The organism is Sphaerimonospora mesophila, from assembly GCF_001417795.1.
Taxonomy (GTDB): Bacteria; Actinomycetota; Actinomycetes; order Streptosporangiales; family Streptosporangiaceae; genus Sphaerimonospora; species Sphaerimonospora mesophila.
Map to the genome: position 1 here is coordinate 1 of NZ_BCBX01000069.1, position 16525 is coordinate 16525.

General features: G+C 65.4%; 14 protein-coding genes and 1 pseudogene. 6 read left to right on the plus strand and 9 right to left on the minus strand.

The window, feature by feature from the left end:
• Positions 1–9: 9 nt before the first annotated feature.
• Complete coding sequence (locus tag AP234_RS33580; RefSeq protein ID WP_083502668.1) at positions 10–1623, minus strand: DUF4041 domain-containing protein; 1614 nt, start codon at positions 1621–1623, stop codon at positions 10–12.
• A gap of 382 nt (positions 1624–2005) precedes the next feature.
• Here AP234_RS33580 and AP234_RS33585 point away from each other — a divergent pair, with 382 nt between their 5' ends.
• The gene (locus AP234_RS33585) at positions 2006–2593 is read left to right on the plus strand and encodes a restriction endonuclease (protein WP_055483796.1); all 588 of its coding nucleotides are present in this window, start codon (positions 2006–2008) and stop codon (positions 2591–2593) included.
• Positions 2594–2949: 356 nt separating this feature from the next.
• The gene (locus AP234_RS39330) at positions 2950–3081 is read left to right on the plus strand and encodes a hypothetical protein (protein WP_268778102.1); all 132 of its coding nucleotides are present in this window, start codon (positions 2950–2952) and stop codon (positions 3079–3081) included.
• Positions 3082–3757: 676 nt separating this feature from the next.
• Here the strand turns inward: AP234_RS39330 and ssb are convergent.
• The 5 genes from ssb to AP234_RS33620 all read right to left on the minus strand — a co-directional run bounded on the left by ssb (position 3758) and on the right by AP234_RS33620 (position 8553).
• Positions 3758–4267, minus strand: coding sequence for a single-stranded DNA-binding protein (gene ssb, locus AP234_RS33600; protein WP_055483799.1), 510 nt, complete (start codon positions 4265–4267; stop codon positions 3758–3760).
• 90 nt (positions 4268–4357) lie between these two features.
• Complete coding sequence (locus AP234_RS33605) at positions 4358–4540, minus strand: hypothetical protein (protein ID WP_055483800.1); 183 nt, start codon at positions 4538–4540, stop codon at positions 4358–4360.
• Positions 4541–4962: 422 nt separating this feature from the next.
• Positions 4963–6120, minus strand: coding sequence for a hypothetical protein (locus AP234_RS33610; RefSeq protein WP_055483801.1), 1158 nt, complete (start codon positions 6118–6120; stop codon positions 4963–4965).
• Positions 6121–6224: 104 nt separating this feature from the next.
• Positions 6225–7955 (minus strand): ParB/RepB/Spo0J family partition protein, encoded by a 1731-nt coding sequence (locus tag AP234_RS33615; protein ID WP_055483802.1) that lies wholly within the window; start codon positions 7953–7955, stop codon positions 6225–6227.
• Between the two features lie 133 nt (positions 7956–8088).
• Positions 8089–8553: a single-stranded DNA-binding protein gene (locus tag AP234_RS33620; RefSeq protein ID WP_055483803.1), complete on the minus strand. Its 465-nt coding sequence runs from the start codon at positions 8551–8553 to the stop codon at positions 8089–8091.
• A 726-nt stretch (positions 8554–9279) separates the two neighbouring features.
• On the opposite strand from AP234_RS33620, the gene AP234_RS33625 reads away from it, so the two are divergent.
• Entirely contained in the window at positions 9280–9648 is a 369-nt protein-coding gene (locus tag AP234_RS33625; protein ID WP_055483804.1) for an Arc family DNA-binding protein, read from the plus strand.
• A gap of 603 nt (positions 9649–10251) precedes the next feature.
• Here AP234_RS33625 and AP234_RS33635 read toward each other — a convergent pair.
• Positions 10252–12972 (minus strand): ATP-dependent DNA helicase, encoded by a 2721-nt coding sequence (locus tag AP234_RS33635; protein WP_055483806.1) that lies wholly within the window; start codon positions 12970–12972, stop codon positions 10252–10254.
• Positions 12973–13230: 258 nt separating this feature from the next.
• On the opposite strand from AP234_RS33635, the gene AP234_RS37550 reads away from it, so the two are divergent.
• Both AP234_RS37550 and AP234_RS39765 read left to right on the plus strand, forming a co-directional pair.
• Positions 13231–13368: a hypothetical protein gene (locus tag AP234_RS37550; RefSeq protein WP_160330539.1), complete on the plus strand. Its 138-nt coding sequence runs from the start codon at positions 13231–13233 to the stop codon at positions 13366–13368.
• Positions 13369–13468: 100 nt separating this feature from the next.
• Positions 13469–13601 (plus strand): annotated as a pseudogene (locus AP234_RS39765) (IS256 family transposase); the annotation flags it as partial.
• A 209-nt stretch (positions 13602–13810) separates the two neighbouring features.
• Here AP234_RS39765 and AP234_RS33645 read toward each other — a convergent pair.
• Together AP234_RS33645 and AP234_RS33650 are read right to left on the minus strand one after the other, a co-directional pair.
• On the minus strand, positions 13811–14683 hold the full coding sequence (locus AP234_RS33645; RefSeq protein ID WP_055483808.1) for an IS3 family transposase: 873 nt from the start codon (positions 14681–14683) through the stop codon (positions 13811–13813).
• Positions 14683–14976: a transposase gene (locus tag AP234_RS33650; protein ID WP_055483811.1), complete on the minus strand. Its 294-nt coding sequence runs from the start codon at positions 14974–14976 to the stop codon at positions 14683–14685. Before AP234_RS33650 ends, AP234_RS33645 begins: the two co-directional genes overlap by 1 nt.
• 536 nt (positions 14977–15512) lie before the next feature.
• Here AP234_RS33650 and AP234_RS33655 point away from each other — a divergent pair.
• A complete protein-coding gene (locus AP234_RS33655; RefSeq protein WP_055483809.1) occupies positions 15513–16511 on the plus strand; it encodes an EcsC family protein in 999 nt (332 codons plus the stop codon).
• The last annotated feature ends 14 nt before the right edge of the window (positions 16512–16525 follow it).

Consider the following 16525-nt stretch of genomic DNA (forward strand, 5'->3'; position numbering starts at 1 on the left):
AGCGGGACTTCAGGTGATCGGTGCGGTCCCTTGTGTCGACTGTCGCCATTCCAACGCCTCGGGCACGTCGCGGTACTCCAGCAGGTGCTGGCCGGCGATCTGCTCCAGCAGGCCCCGGACATCGGCGGGAGTGGCGTAGAAGAACTCCCTGCGCAGGTTGACCCGGTTGACGCGCCGGTCGGCGAGCTCATCGTGGAGCCGCCCCTCCAACGCGACGGCGTCCTCACTGAAGATCAACGCGTGGGTGTCGAACCGGAACGGCACAGAAGCGTCCCCCAGCTCCCGCACCCGGTCCTCCGGCTCCAGCCGCCGGGTCATACCGATCTTCACCACGTTCTCCCCGAACGCCCCGATATTGGAGATCACATACACGTAGCCCGCCCGGACGTTGGCCTGGCGCGCCTCCACATCGGCGACCGCCGCGCCGATCTCCTCCAGCTTCGTCTTCAGCTCCTCCGCTCCCGCCGTGTCGCCCTTGTTGATCAGCTTGGCCAGCGCGGTGCGGTAGTGGGTCTCCTCCTTGCGCAGGCGGGCCTTCTCACGTTCGAACTCCCGGCGTGCGGCCTCCTCCTCACGCTGCCGCTCCCGCTGGGCCCGGACCTGTTCCTTCTCCTCCTCGACCTTGGCCAGGTGGTCCGCGGTCAGCTGGAGTTCGTACACCCGCAGGCGGTGGTAGTCGTCGCTCACACGGATGTCCATCGTCTTGCCGAGCTTGACGATCGCATCACCGGCCTTGGTCAGCCGGTCGATCGCCGACTGCAGCTTGTACGGACGCATCGTCCGCACGCAGTTGTCGGCCTCGGCGTTGTAGGCCCGCAGCATCAGCTTGGAGAAATCCCGGACCATCCGGCGTCCCTCGGCGGCCGACCCGTTGACCGTCCAGTTCGTCGCCCCGAGCACGGCCTGGCTGTTGCGGGCCATGCTCTTGATCTGGTCCTTGATCTCGGCCAGCTTCGCCTTGTACGCCACCGCATCACCCAGCGGATGCTGGTACTCGTAGACGCCGACCTCCTGCAGCAGCGCGACGTCCTCGGTCTGCACGACCTGGGCCTCGATCTCCCGCAACCGCCGGTTCGCGTCCTCGATCGCCCCCTGCAACCGGCTCTGCTCGACACGCAGATCCTCGGTAGCCGCCGAGATCTGCATCGCGTCCATCACACCGAACCGCTCGACCCACTCACGCAGCCCCGCGTTCTCCGCCTCCAACCGAGCCTTCCCCGCCCCCAACCGAATCTTTTCCGCATCCAGCTCCGCGTTCTGCTCCTCCAACCGGGTCTTCTGCGCCACCAGACCCGCGTTCTGCTCCTCCAACCGGGTCTTCTGCGCCTCCAGCCGGGTCTTCTCTGCCTCCAGCTCCGCGTTCTGCGCTTTCAGGCGTTTCTTACCGCTGAACAGCCCACCACCACTGGAGCGTTCCGGTACGGAAGCCTTCGCGAACGGTGCGGCATGACGACCACGCGCGGCAGCCGAAGCGGGGGCGGGAGCATCTGTCTCGGCGACCCAGAATTGCCAACCCGCCGGAGCAGGCGGCCACGACGGATCCGGCTGCCACTCCTGCGGAGGGCGCCATCCTCGCGGCGGGACCGGCCAGCCCGGCGGCACATTGAACCGATACTCCCTCATCGGCGCCCTCCCTCGCCTCGCCCCGGCGGCTCATACCGGGTCGACAACAAGGACGGCTACCGGATCACGGCGGTGCACACGAATCCCACGCTGCTTCTCCATCGTGACCGAAATGAGAAACGCCGCTCTTCAGTGCAGTGTCACGGCGGACCTAAAGACGGCCGTCAACCGGGAGACGGGAGCATTCCGCACCAACTGTCATATAAGTGCTCGATTCACGGAAATTGTCAGTCCGAGGAATCAGAGTAGGCGGTAACTCTCCCCAGCTTCTCGGAGGCATGCGATGGCACGACGACGTCCCCCCGTCCGTCGACGCTCCCGGCGACGGAGGAACGACCCGGCCTGGTTCTTATGGCCGATCGCCGCAATCCTCCTGATCGTGATGGTCAAACGGCTCATTGAGTTCATCACCGCCAACTGGCCGCTCGTCATCGTCATCACGATCGTGACAGTGATCGGCATCATAGGGGCCCTGCTCCTGCGAGCCCGGGTGATCGAGGCACGACGACAGGAATGGCTGAGAGACAACGCCCGTCTGGAGAAAGCCGACCGGATGACCGGCAGTCAGTTCGAAGCCCTCATCGAAGCCCTACTCCAGCGTGACGGCTTCCACAAGGTGCACCGGATCGGCGGCAGCGGCGACGGAGGCGTCGACATCGTCGCAGTCGCATCCACCGGAGAGCGGTTCGTCGTCCAGTGCAAGAGGTGGGCGAAATCAGTTGGCTCTCCGGAGATACGCAACCTTCTCGGCGCACTGCACGCCTACCCCGGTCATCGTGGCGTCCTGGTCACCACAGCCGACTTCACCGGCCCCGCCAGACAGTCCGCAGCGAGCACCGAACTAATCTTGATCAACCGCGTGCAACTCGCCGCATGGCTGGCAGGCTCCTCCGTCCTCGCCTTGCCCTCCCGCGCACGCCACGGTTATCGGTCTTCACACCGTCCCGGTGGTACCGCCATTCCAGAGTGACCCCTCACCCTCGGCGGAGCACTCGATCAGCAGACCTCAACCGCTGCCCCTGAATGGCGCGCGCACTGCGGACGGTGCGCTCCGAAGGAGCATCGAATGGAGTTCCAGGTTCTCGGCTCGTTCACCCACGCCTTCACAACTCCATCAAACACAATGCGCACATGGTCGATTCCTTACAGTAATATTGCTTGCCCCGGAGAGCTACGCCACCTCTGCGGCTCCGTACGTGAACCCTCGTTCGCCCTCCATGGAAGATGTTGAGGCCCGTGAACCACCCCTGGATCATCTACCTGCGAGCCTGTCTGTCCGTTCGGATCTACCGCGCCCGGATGGCCCCGACACGTGGAGCCTCAGCCGTGGAGTGGGTGATCATCACGGCCATCATCGCCGGGGTCGCCCTGGGCCTGGCCACTCTGATCAAAAGCGTGGTGGAACAGAAGCAGGGCGATATCCAAGCCAACCTCAGCGGCGGCAGCGCCGGGGCGTGACCTGGTCCCGGCACCGACCGCCGCTGTCGGCGTCTCCTCTGCGTATGGGGGGCGAGCCCGTCAGCGCCCTCCCGGCCACACCGGGGGCCTGCAGACACCCCACTGGATGTGGTTGTTCGCGTCGACCTTCCCCTGACACAGTTTGAAGACCTTGACCGACCCCAACAGAGAGCTGTCGGTCGCACAACCCCCCTGCGGTGCCCGCACCTCGAATGGTTTCCGTGCGTCGATCGGGTTGTCGTTATGCCACACGGCCTTGTAAGCCACGCGGTCCACCCTGCCGTCGCAAATCTTGATCACCGACCGGTCGGCCGGCACGCTCACACGAGCATCACCATAGGCGTCGTTCCAGTCAGATGTTCCCGCCGACGCCGATCCGGCCGTCCCGAGAAGGAGCGTCGTGGCGAGTAGCGCGACAGTCGTTCCCGCTCTCGATCTCATGCTTACCCTTGATCGTTTCACGCTTGGCTACTCTACGTATTCACCTCAACACTTCAAGCATTGATGAGGCTGTGTCGCACAGTTCGCGATAGGGCGAGCTAGACCCCGCGGACGATGTACGCAACGAGAAAGTGGAGATCCGGGGCTCTCACCGCCATCGGGCCTGCCTCTGGATCGAACAGCTCGGAGGTGTACAGCAAGTCGTGCTGCCTGCATGCGCATGCTCGCAGGGATTTCACGCCGCGAGATCAGAAGGGTTACCCGGAAAGCCGCCAGCCGGTGCCGCAGGAGCCAACCACGCGGGGACCGGTGACGGTGAAGCAGGCACGACCGCCCACGGATCGGTTACCGGGGCGGCTGTGCTATCCGTCTGGACACCACCCGGAACCTTGGTGACCTTGGCGATGGCCCACTTCAGCGACGGACCGACGTCCTCGACATCGACCTCGACGGACGTGCGCCAGATGCCTTCCTTGTCTTCGTACCCGTGCTGTCGCAGCCGTCCGGTGACCACCACGCGCGACCCCTTGGTCAGCGACTCAGCGATGTTCTCGGCCAGCTGCCGAAACGCCGAACACCGCAGGAACAACGTGTCACTGTCGAGCCAGCGGTCCGTGGCCTTGTCATACACCCGGCGAGACGCCGCGACGGTGAAGTTCACCACCGCCACGCCCTGCCGGCTGAAGAACAGACGGGGGTCGGCGGTGAGGTTGCCGACGATGGTGATGGCGGTCTCGTTGGCCATGGGATTCCTCCAGTAGATCGTGATATGTCGAATAAGGATCGGAAAGGGCGACGCGGAGGCGTGGGCCCCCGCGTCGCACGCGTGCAGTTCCTAGACCTGGCGGCCGGCCACGACCGCCAGGCGGTGGGCCTCGACGGCCTCGGTGATGCAGCCCAGGCAGATCCACGTCCGGCCGGAACAGCGGAACATCTGCTCCAGCTGGGCGGTCTCGCCGCAGCGGCCGCAGGCGGTGAGGTCGGTCGAGTAGAGGGGGAGGTCGAGGATGAGGGTCATGTCCTGCTCCTTCGCTGGGACTCCTGCCGGGCGTCCGTGGCGTGTTCTGGTGAGGGAGGGGACGCAGGCGGAAGGGAGAGAGGGCAACCGGGCGGCCCCGTACGGGCACGATGTTTTGCCGCGGTGAGTTCGATAGACGGGTGGCGGATGGAGCCGACTCCAGACGGCAAAAGATCATGCACGTGCGGGGCGAGCGGAGCGAGAGCCTGGTTGCGTGAACGACCGTGCCTGCGAGACTGACCGGCCAGAACACGCAGCAGGGGGCTTCACCGATGCGCAGCAGGACATGACCCTCACCTGCGGGATCCGGCCGCGAAACGTCCGAACTCGTCGTATCCGCGCTGGGTTCGGAACAGGACAGAGGATCGCGCGGGCCCCTCGCCTCTGGGGGAGCCCGCGCGGGGTCTGCGAAAGGGCGCCGATCAGGTGCCGGTGGCGGCCAAGTGCAGGGCGCGCAGTGCCTGGCCTTCCATGTCGTGGGCGGTGTCGGCGTCGTCGATGGTCTGGGCGACGCTGGTGACGGCGTGCATCACGCCGCCGGCGGTCAGATCACCGCCGCGGATGAAGTGGCGCAGGATGTCGCGCTGCTGCTCCTCGGTGAATCGCAACTTGGTGGCGACCGTCTGGATGGTCTTCTCCGGGTCGGCGAGCTCGGCACCGGCGACCTCGGTCAGCTCGCGGATCTTGGCCTTGACGTAGTCGATGTCCAGGAAGGTGGTGATGGCATCCCGGGTCTTGGCCGTGATCAGGGCCAGGTTCTTGTCCTGGGTGTCGCCGCTCCAGCGGATGATGCCGCCGTCAGTCTCGCCGCCGTCGAGGCGGCCGCCGAGGTGGACGTGGCGGTGGGCGTCGGCGTTGATGGTCAGGCCGTTGTTGCAGACCTGTACCAGCAGCCGCGGGGTGACGGTGAACGCCCCACAGCCGGTCTCGCTGTTACTGATCACGAATCCGGCGAAGACCAGCGGGTTGTCAGCACCGGAGGCGCCGGTGAACGGGCTGCGGTAGTCGGCCAGCAGTTCGGGGGCCAGGGCGGCGACCTGCTCGCACACCACGCGGACGTACATGCGCCGTTCGGTCAGATCGCAGCCGTCGATGCGGACTTCGACTCCGGCGAGCCGTACCCCGTCCAGGGCGGCCATGAGGACGTCCAGGTTGTCGATGAGCTTGTAGCGGTCCGACAGGAACGCCCGGGCCACATCGGCCCCGTCGCCGGTGCCGCGCAGCGCGCGTACGAGGAAGCGGCGGTCGTCGGTCTCCAGCCAGCCGTTGACGTTCGCCTCGTACAGGCCGGGCCGCTGCTCGCGCAGCCTCCGCAGGTAGGCGGGCGGGATGCCGAGCTTGTCGGCCAGGCCCTGGTCGCAGATCTCGGTCGGCAGGTACAGGCCACTGCTGTCGGTGACGCCGAAGTCCGACAGCACCGGCGGGGTGCCGATCAGCTCCAAGTGCGTGCCGACGGCGCGGATCTGCGCGGCGCCGACCAGGACGTCGACCTTGCGGGCGTACTGGTCGCGCAGCAGCGCGTGCAGGTCGCCCAGGTCGGCGTTGCGGGTGGTGAGCGGAACGGGAGAGGCGATGGTCATCGGGAGTCCTTCCGGGTGATAAGCGGAAGGCCCGGCCTCGTTGTGAGGCCGGGCCCGTGAGGCGTGGTGCGGGCGCGGAGCGTGCCCTTGGAGGAGGGGGTGGGTCAGGCCGCCGCCGAGTACGGCGTGCCGTCGTCAGCGTCGGCGTCGGCGTCGCGGTCGGTTTCGGGGTCCACCCAGGCGTCGACGTCCGTCGCGGGCGCGCCACTCGGCTGCGCCGCAGCGGGGTTCTGCGGCCAGCTGTCGACGTCGGCGGCCTCGGCCGACGGGTCGGGTTCCGGCTTCTCGCCGGCGGAGGTGCCGCCGTTCGTCTCCGCCTCATCCGGGTGCTGCGACCGGTCGTTGACGTCCGTGTCGTCGGCCGACGGGTCGGACTCCAGTCCCTCGCCCGTGGGTGCGTCGCCGCGGTACGGCACACCGTCGATAATCGCCTGCTCGATCGGCGTGGGTAGGTAGCCGAGCTCGGCCAGCAGAGACAGGTACGCGGCGGCGTCGGCGCGGCTGACCGGGCCGGAGCGGTCCTGCCGCCAGGTGTATCGGGCTGTGTCCGGGACGGTCAGCTGGTGCTCGTACGCCACGACGATCGGCGCCAGGGCCAGCAGCGGCAGCCGTCCCGGCCGAACGGTGACGGCACTGTCCACGCTGAAGTTCCCGGTGAGCGTGGCCCACAGGGTGCTGTGCCGGGCGGCGGTGAGCTTGTCCCGCAGCGGATTAGGCATCTCCACCAGCTGCCGGGCGACCCAGGCCAGGACCGGCTTGGGCGCGGTGCTGCGGGCCAGCAGGGCAGTCACCCATTCCTGGCGTACGACGGCGCTGGCCTTCCAGGCCCGGTTGCCCTCGATGACGAGCCGGCGCTCGAGGTCATCGGCCTTACCGGGTTCGGGTTCGGTCGTGCCGGCCTCCACTGGTGGGATCGGTGCGGCGTGGCCGTGCTGGTCCGGGGTGGTGCAGTAGGCCACCGGAGTGGTCTTGTCGAACGAGCGGAAGTACACCCCGTGCCCACCGCAGGTGGTGTGCGTGTCGGGGTCGAAGCCGTCGACGGCGTCGATCAGGCGGGCGAGCGTGAGCGCGCCGGGCGGCAGTTGCTCGGTGACGGTGATGCCCGCCTGCTCCAGCTCGGCGCGCAGCCGGGCCTGTTCGGCGGCCTCGGCCCGCTCGGTGCGGACGCGCTCGACCACGTAGCGGACCTTGCCTCCCCAGCGGAGCCGCTCGTGGATCTCCGCCAGGCCCTCTTCGTCGCCGTCGAACTCGGCCAGCAGCGCCAAGTCCTCCAGCGTCCACTCATAATCCATCTGGCGGGCGGCCTGCCGGGTGGTCGCGGACAGGCCGCCGGCGGTGAGGGCCTCGCTGATCTGCCGGCGGTTGCGGCCAGTTGCCTTCTGGAGGCGGGTACGGTTCGCACCGGCCTGGTGTGCCTCGAACAGCGCCTGGGCCTGCTCGAAGGCGGTCAGCCCGTGCCGGAACTCGTCGTCGTTTTCCACCACCATGTCGATGAACTGGCCGGCACGGTCACCGGCCTTGGCCAGGTCGATCAGGCACAGCAGGTCGGGCAGCTGCGTGCTACGGGCGGCGGCCAGACGCCGGTTGCCCTTGGTCACCCAGAACCGGTGGTCCTCCTCCCCCTCGGCCCGCTGGTGGTCGGCGGGGATCGGGATGACGTGCACCGGCACCTGCTGCTCGGCGGCCAGGGACTGGCAGAAGGCCCCCGTCAGCGCGAAGTCGGAGCGGACGTTGTCGGGATGGTGGTCGAGGAACTTCAGCGGGATCCGGACCAGGCGCAGACCCTCGGCCTCACGCAGGTCGGTCTCCCACTCGGCAACGGTGGTCGTGGACATACGGACTCCTTTCAAAAAAGCAGTACGGGATGAAGATGGGCGGGTAGTGCCGTCCAGGTCGGGAGGGGTCACCCATGGACGTGAACCCCGTTCGGGCGGCCCGGTGGTCGCGGGCCGCCCGAGCGAGGGGAGGTCAGCCGGCGAAGGAAGCAGGGGCGAGTTCCTCGGCGACGACCGCGGGGGCGCCCTGGGCCAGGCGACGCGGAGAGGCGTCAACCGGCCAGTTGGCGGTGCCCTCGTGCACCGGGCTGTAGCGGGAGGCCAGCCCGAGATTGGCCGCGATCACCTTCACCGTGGCGCGGACGGTCGGCTTGCCCTCGCGGCCCTTCGTCTCGTAGGTGCGCGGGATCAGGTCGCAGCCCTGCGCCATGATGAGCTGGCCCTTGCGGTACGACTCCTGGGCTCGGATCGCCGCGACGCCGTAGACGACGACCTCCACCTGGCGGGTGGGGATGTAGGTCGAGCCGTCGCGGCGCGGGGTGGGAGGCCCGTTGACCTCCAGCACCGCCGACCACATGGCCGGCGCCTCGTGGTCGGGCGGGAAGAATCGCGGGTCGTAGGCGATCCTGCCGGTGAGGCTGATGTGGATGTCGAGCACGGGTCCTCCCCCTTCGCTGTGGCCTGCCGCCACACGGGTTTCTTGCGTCTTGACCGGGGGGGAGCTGTTTCGGCGGCTGCCCCGTCCCGGCGAAAAGGCAGACGGAGCGACGGCGTGACCGGCCCCGCAACCCGGGTGCTGGTGGCCGTTGAAGATGTTTTGCGCCAGCAAAAGATCTTCAACGGCCACCACTCGCCCTCCGCGGCCCGCGGTGGAGCGCGGGCGAGAACCCGGGTTGCGGGGACGGGCTAAGCCGGCGCATAGTCAGCCGCCGGGATGGGGCTGTCGCCTACGGTGACCAACGGCAATAACGCAGAGACCTCTGGAAAAGGCCACGCCCAGCAGGGCCGTACGACTTCCTGGATCAGGCCTCGGCAGCACCTGTCCGCCGTATTGTCCGATTCTCAGCAAGGCGCTTCAGCGATCTGCGGATGCTTCGCGACGATCCACGAGCATTCTCCGCAGACGACGGCGTTCGGGCGCGGCCACACGAAGCGCGTCCTCGGCAGGCTCGCGCACGACGCGCTCGTCGCCCCCAGCTTGTTCTACTACAACAGGGCACGCGTCGAGGGTGCGCCCCCGATCGAACGACGGGCTACGTGTCCTGCTGGCGACGATCCCGACTGAGCAGGTGCGGGAGATCTCGGTCGCGGCCGCGCTGCTCGTGCCGGTGACTGATGGGGCACTCGCAGGGACTTGACATCAAAATGACACTATCATGGTGTCATGACTCGTTTTACTCTGCGCATCCCTGACGATCTATACGCACGCATCGCCGCCTCGGCGAAAGCCAGCCACCGCTCCGTCAACGCCCACGTCCTCCACCTCCTTGAGAAGGGCCTCGCCGCCGACGCCATGACCAGACCGCTCACCGTGGCCGACGGCGAAGCCCTCGTGCTGCTAACCGTGGGCGACACTGCCCACGTCGTCACCGCTATGCACCCGACCGCCGCGCCCCTACAGTTGCCGGCGCAGCGGATCGCCGACCAGGCCGGGCTGCCCGCGAATGATCTGCCCGGCCGCCGGTTCCGCGTCGCCCGCCTGGGGATGGACGACGCGGACGGGTTCACACTGCTCAACGACCCCCGCCTATGAGGCCAAGGCGGAGGAGGAACGCGTGACCGACCAGCAGGCGCGGATCACCGGACGCCGACCCGACGGGCATTCCTCGTCGGCCTGTCCTACGCGAGGATCATCACTCACGAGAGCGAAGGGATGTTTTCCACCTGCATATCAGGTCGGCGACCGCGCCCACGCGGTAGACCTTCGTCGACGAGCATGGTCCGAAGGACTGCTCAAGCGCGACCACATCGCCCGATACACCGCGCTCGACGGCATGAAGGCCGAGTATCAGGTGGAGGCGGGCTGGACGCCAAGCTCGGGGAGGACCGTACGGCCTCCGGCGTCAGGTCCGGCAGCGGCTACCCCCTGCGCTATGCGGCTCGCGGCAAAGGCGCGCTTCCAGCGGTCTGAGGGGTGCCCCGCAAGCGAGCTTGGCAGCGGTCAGCACGCTGACGCCAGTCACGGCAAGGAGCTGGGCCGCAAGAGGCTCGACCAGCGGCTTGACCTCGGCTTCGATGGCCTCGGCCTGCGACGACAGCGCTCAATGAGCCAGTTCGGGGGGGCGGGGGGCGCACCACGGACCTCCGCGATCTCGTTCTTCGTGTTGTGTAGTGCCTGACCCGTCGTACGGAGCGGTTAGGAGACTCGTCGACGTCTAGACCCAGCTGCCGGCGTCAGGCCACGCCTGCTGGACAGGAGGGCGACGTCCTTCGGGCTGCTGCCCCGTTGGAGGCTCTTGAGCACGGCCTGCTGAGTCTCTGCGGTCCAGAAGATCTTGAGGTTTTCACGTGTCCGGGTAACGGCCGTGTAGAAGATGCTGTGCGTGATGTCGTCTTCGTTGGCGTCGGTGATGACGATCTTGACAGAGTCGTACTCAAGGCCTTGCGCCTTGTGGATCGAGACGGCGTAGGCTACCTGGAACGGCACGGAGGTATTCAGCGAGTCGTCGTCTTCGTCGCTGGTGTCCAACTCATAGACGGAGAAGCGCACTGTCGAGTCCTCCACCCATTCGAGCTCGTAGCCGTCGACGTCGAACTCACTGAGTGGTCGGTCGAGTTTGATATCGAACTGGATCTGACCTGGGATGCGCTCGATGCGGACAATCCGGCCCTTTAAATTGTTGTAGATCACGGGGCGGAACCGTTCGGTCTCGTTGAACAGCACCGGATCCCCGACCTTGTAGGTGGAGGCGCCCCATGTAGTCGCAGCGCTTGGGTTGCTGCTCTGGAGGAATCGGTTGATGTTGTTGATCCCGTAGAGACCGTCGTAGTTCAAGCACAGGATGATTTCGTCATCGCGTTGCGCCTCGAACAGTGACTTGTCGAGCACGGTCGAGTAGCCGTTGCGGGCGATGACCTCGGCGATGTCGTCGTCGATGTTGCGGACCTTGCCCCAGAATCCCAGGAGTGACTCGCTCTTGGTCCTGAACGGCGTTGTCAGCTCGAACACCGACGTGCTAGGGATGAACGAGCGGATGATGCCGAACCAGTTCCCGAACTGGATCGACTCGATCTGGTACACGTCACCGACCAGCACGAGCAGTTTGAAGGGCGTTTTCTCCAGCACCTTGAGCAGGTCACCGTTGCTGACGGTGCTGCACTCGTCGATGACCAGGATGTCGTACTCCGTGTCGGAGGCGCTCCGGTGGATGTGGCTGCTGATCGTCCGGAAGGTCGAGTTCTGCGCGGTGACCCTGCGCTTGAGGTTGTCGATTGCCGGGTTGGTGTGGGCGAGGAAGAGCTTCGTCCTGTCGTTGAAGTAGTTCGCGATATGGTCAACCATCGTCGACTTGCCCGTGCCGGCCGCGCCATAGATCAGCGCCACACGCGACTGGCCGAACAGCAGCTTGAGCGCATCCTTCTTCACCTCGTCGTCGACGCCACGAGGCGTCTGGTCGAGCCAGCGCTCGACGGCATCGGCATACCCGTCGATCCCCGACGACGCGTACTCCTGCAGCTTCTCAACGATGGCGACGGTGTCGTCCTCGTATCCCTTGATGAAGACGTGCCCCTTGTCCAGCACCAGCCGGCGCTCCGTGTGTCGGTAGTAAAGCTTGTTGTTGTAAGTGGCGATCGGACCGTTGACGTCTCCGAATTTCCCGAGATCGGCCACAGGCGTGTAGAGAAGCCCGTGGCGTTCGACGTTGTTCTTCACCCGGCGAGCCAGCAGCTCATGGTCACGTCCGGCCACCTCGAGGCTCTCGACAAGGTCCCAGTACCGCGGGTTGTGCCCCGGTAGAGAGGTACAGAACGGCATCGTGTCGAACGGGATACAGCCGTACCGTAGATTCAGCCCGGAGAGTCGGGCGCACTCATCCCAGCTGTGCTGAGCCTTGAGAACCTGGTTGTACATCCGCAGCAGAAGGTAGCGGATGACGTTGTGGCCTGGTGCGCCCGACCGCACGATGCGGCGTGCCTCATCGAGAACAGGGAAGATCTGAGGCCTGGTCACGCCAGCCGTACCTGCGCTCTTCGTCGCCTCGTACTTGTTGTCGGGCATGTCGATCAGGTCGAGCAGGCTGCCCGAGCCCACCGTCAGCCCTTTCATCAGATAGCGATACTCCGCGGAGTCAGTCCGAACTCTCCTGGTAATGCCGAGGAGACGTGCGAAGTTATCGAACTCGCAGGGGCGGATGGAGACTTCCCACTCGCGGATGATGGTGATTGGCATGGTCTGGTCGAGCACGTCGATCGAGTCACGCTGGAGCGTCAGCATGGCCGCGTACTTGTCAGTCAAGTCGATGTCGGTGAAGGCGATGATGCGGTCGAACTTGCTGACCTTGTTGACGGCGCGGAAGAAGGTGACCTCGTAGTAGATGCGCCCGCTGACGTAGAACGGGCGCGTTTTGTGGATGTAGTACCGGGCCCGCGCGCTGTTGTCGGGCGGAGTCGAATAAACCGCCTCGATCCTCGCGGCGATTTTCTCGTGGTACTCCCGCAGCGACGGATCGAGGTCGACCGGGAACGCTTCGAGGTTCGTCAGCACGGCGATTCCACACCTGTCCTGGAGCAGGCTGCGGATGCGATGGAGATACTCGTAGTACTTGAGCATCAAGCGCTCAGACGCATCGCCGTCCAGGGTGTAGTGGGAGGCACTCGTCTGGATCAGCTTGTGGAACTTGCCGAGGAAGTTCAGCTTGGCATTGGCCTTGACGAAGTCGAGCCCTGGCTCAACTGCTGCGTAGTTGAACTCGGCGTCATCTCTCCCAGCGTGAAGACGGACTGCTACGCCTTCGACCAGATTGCGGAGTTGAGCGAGCACGTTCTGTGAGAGCAGAGCACGCTGGTCCGTGAGTGAGGCGATGTTCCGGCAGATCGCCTGGTCCACACTGCGGATCTGGTCGCCAACCGTTGTCATCTCGCACTCACCTCGACTCCGAGTCCGATAGAACCGCAGTTCACGCGAAGATTCAGACACCACTGCAGCCGCGCCGATTCTAGTGGTTGGAGCCGCAAATAGGCGTATTCGCATCGCCTCGCTACAGGTTGAGGGGTTGTGGGCAGCGTTGATCGAAATCTCGTGATGTGCGCACCGTACGAAACACAGAGAGCACGTTCGGTGAGCAGAGCGGTAAAAACCCTGATCCGACCCCTCCGGCCACGACAGGATGGCGGCGTGGACAACGAACGCGCCGTGGTGCTGTGGGATCTGGAGAACGCGATCGGTGCGAATCCTGGCCCGGAGCTGCTGGCCTCCCGCCTGACTGCGGTGCGCGCGCGGGCGTTCATGTCCAGGGAGATGGTGTGCGGGTGATCAAGCCCTAGGACTGGTACCGGTGAGATCCATGTGACAAGAGACGGCCACTCCGACTCGCTCACATCAACACGAAGGGGACGAAGTGGCCGTCAATGACATTGTTCCCGCTGCCGGGGAGTACTTCGAAGACATCCTCGCCGCGGCGAGCCCGGACCTGCTGCGCACAATGATCCGCGAGTTCGCGCAGCGGATGATGGGCGCCGAGGTCGAGCAGATCTGCGGGGCCACAGACGAACGAACAGGACGATCAGATAGAAATCCCCGGCGAGCGGAGAGCTTCGTGCCCACTGACCAACAGTCCCGACTTGCCCGCGACAAGACCGATCCCAGGGAGCGGGCGGCCGTCGCGGATCAACATAGATGAGCGGCCTGACCGGCGCACCCTCTGGACTAACCCGACCCTGAGGTTCCCCCCGTAGCACGGACACCTACAGTGTGGTCACTCGGTGGTGTCTGAGGGCAGGTAGAGGCTCTCGAACGTGACGGGACTGTGCATTCCAATGCTGGAATGGCGGCGGTATGGATTATACCAGCATTCGATCCACTCGAATATAGCGTTGGCGAGTTCTTCGCGGGTTTCCCAGGTCCGGGTATCGAGCAGCTCGAGCTGTATCGTCCCCCAGAACGATTCCATCATGGCATTGTCATAGCAATCGCCGACCGTGCCCATCGAGCCGAGCAGCCCAGCGTCCCGCAGACGCTTTCCAAACGCCCAGGACGTGTACTGAGTTCCGTGGTCGGAGTGCAGAATAGTTGACTCCCGGTTCGGATTACGCCTCGCTACGGCCATCGCGAGTGCTCCGACCACCAGGTCGGTATCCTGCCGCGAATCGATGGACCAGCCGATGATGCGCCGGGAATAGGCGTCCATGACGGCCGCGTAGTACACCTTCCCCTCGCCGCTGGGGTGCTCGGTGATGTCGGTCAGCCACAGCGCATCGGGGGTATCGACGGCGAAGCGGCGCTGGACCAAGTCCTCCTCGGTTGCCTGGTTCACCAGGTTGCGGCGGCCTCTGCGCCGGTAGACGCCCTGCAGGCCGGCCACACGCATGAGCCGCTCGACGCGCTTGTGGTTGACCTTCTCGCCCAGGCCCAGCGTCAACTCGGCATGGATGCGCGGCGACCCGTAGCTGCCCCGCGATTCGCCGTGAATCCGGTGGATCATCTTCATCAGTTCCTTGTTGCGCAGTTCCCGCGGCGGCTCGGGCCGGCCCCGCCAGTCGTAATATCCCGATGTCGATACGTTGAGGACTCGGCAGGCCACCGCGACCGGGATACCGTCGTCGGCGAGTTCACGGACCAGCGAGTAGATTACTTTGGGAGCACGTTCTCTCTGGCAAAGTAGGCGGCAGCCCGCTTGAGGATGTCATTTTCCATCTCAAGCTGTTTGTTACGCCGCCGCAGTTCCGCCAGTTCCTTCTTCTCGGCGCTGGTCAGCCGGTCGCCGGCAGCGGGATTATCGTCGGCGTCAGCTTGATTCATCCAGTTCTGCAGGCATGAGCGGCTGATGCCCAGGTCCTTGGCGAGCTGGACGAGGGATTTGTCGCCCTGACGCGCCAGCTCGACCGCGCGGCGCCGGAACTCTGGAGGGTGTGGTGCGGGCATGAGGGACATCCTTCCTGATGATCAAGGGTGACCTCAGGTCAGGTGTCCGGAGAACAGGGGGAAGCTCACCTGGCTCAGCGGAACTGATCCGGCTCAGCCAACCTGATCCAAAGTGAGGAACAATCTGATGCGTCGGCTCAGTGGAAGTGACGCCTCGCAGGTGGACGGGAGCCGATGACCACGCTTCGGGTTCTGCATGGATCAGTTTCACTGAGCCGAAGGCGTGCGAACCGGCTCAGTGAAACTGATCCCTTGCAGGTCAGCAGCATGAGCAGAGATCAGATCCAGTGAGTCAGGACAACGACTGTTGTCCTGTATCGCCAAAGGTTGCGAATGTCAGACTTAGGTCGCGAGTGATCTTGCCAAGGTCAGAATTACCCTGTGAGTCGGGTTGACGCCGTCGATTCGTTCCTCGTCAACCTTGATCAGCATTGAGCAACCGGTGGCTGCGACTGCGCGCAGCAACGGGATCACCCACGTGTCGGCTGGTAGTGCCATCATGACCCCAGCGATCGCAGTCGAAATGGAGAGCCTCGATGAGCACCTTCACTGACCCACTCGTCGACGGCGCAGCCCCGATGAGCGCGTACGAGGGGCAGGTATGGGACACGCTCAACGAGCACTGGCAGCGCCGCAGCAACCGCCGTAGTCTGTCGAACTGGGCGAGCGCCGCGCTCGGTCGCACCGGTGAGGTCGCGGGAAACGTCGTAAGGCGGGTTACGGACGCTGCGCCAGAGGCGGTCATGGAACCGATCCGTCGCGCAGGCGACGCGGTCGCCAACACGGCCGTGCAACCGGCGCTCGGAGCCGCGACAGCGCTGCTCGCGCTAGCCAACGACTGGGCCCTGGAACTCAACAACCCGAAGGGCGTCGAGAAGCTCGCTCGCAAGCGTGGCCTCGAACTCAACAGTTTCAACGAACTGCGGCAGCAGGACCTCAAGGTTTGCGACCGGCTCCTGACCCTCAGCAACCTTAAGTGGCGGACCGCCGGCGCGCTCGAAGGTGGCACCATGGGCCTGCTGGCAATGGTCCCTGTCGCCGGGATCCCCGTCGTGATGACAGCGGACATCCTCGTCATCCAGGTCCTGAGCACGTCAATCGCAGCGCGCATCGCGTACTCTTACGGCTACGACGCCAAAGACCCCGGCGAGCAGATCTTCATCCAACGCATGGTACGCCGGTCCTTCATTGCACAGGCGGCCAAAGTCAAGCCGTTGCGTGAGGCCGCACGGGCGGCGGACGCGGCCAAGGGACGCATAAGGTGGTCAGACAAGCTCCGCAAGGACCACCGTCTCCTGGCCGTCCTTGAGAAGTTGATGCAGCAGATAGGCCCGGCCGGCTCCAGGGTGTCAGTTCAAGACGTCGCCAAGGTCGTGCCGGTCGTGGGTGTCCTCCTCGGTGCCAGTATGAATGCCGCGGTCCTCGGCAGCGTGTCCGCCGACGCCCAGCGCTACTGCCAGACCCGATTCCTGTGCGACAAGTATGGGCTGCCGCTGCCGACCGCACTGGCCACCTACCAGGCCGACGTCACGTAAGTGATGGCCGCCTA

What these genes read in the sequence shown, in the direction of transcription:
- ssb (WP_055483799.1), bottom strand. Translation starts at nt 4,267, where the DNA reads ATGGCCAACGAGACCGCCATCACCATCGTCGGCAACCTCACCGCCGAC.
- AP234_RS33605 (WP_055483800.1), bottom strand. Translation starts at nt 4,540, where the DNA reads ATGACCCTCATCCTCGACCTCCCCCTCTACTCGACCGACCTCACCGCC.
- AP234_RS33585 (WP_055483796.1), top strand. Translation starts at nt 2,006, where the DNA reads ATGGTCAAACGGCTCATTGAGTTCATCACCGCCAACTGGCCGCTCGTC.
- AP234_RS33635 (WP_055483806.1), bottom strand. Translation starts at nt 12,972, where the DNA reads ATGACAACGGTTGGCGACCAGATCCGCAGTGTGGACCAGGCGATCTGC.
- AP234_RS33625 (WP_055483804.1), top strand. Translation starts at nt 9,280, where the DNA reads ATGACTCGTTTTACTCTGCGCATCCCTGACGATCTATACGCACGCATC.
- AP234_RS33610 (WP_055483801.1), bottom strand. Translation starts at nt 6,120, where the DNA reads ATGACCATCGCCTCTCCCGTTCCGCTCACCACCCGCAACGCCGACCTG.
- AP234_RS33650 (WP_055483811.1), bottom strand. Translation starts at nt 14,976, where the DNA reads ATGCCCGCACCACACCCTCCAGAGTTCCGGCGCCGCGCGGTCGAGCTG.
- AP234_RS33615 (WP_055483802.1), bottom strand. Translation starts at nt 7,955, where the DNA reads ATGTCCACGACCACCGTTGCCGAGTGGGAGACCGACCTGCGTGAGGCC.
- AP234_RS33580 (WP_083502668.1), bottom strand. Translation starts at nt 1,623, where the DNA reads ATGAGGGAGTATCGGTTCAATGTGCCGCCGGGCTGGCCGGTCCCGCCG.
- AP234_RS33655 (WP_055483809.1), top strand. Translation starts at nt 15,513, where the DNA reads ATGAGCACCTTCACTGACCCACTCGTCGACGGCGCAGCCCCGATGAGC.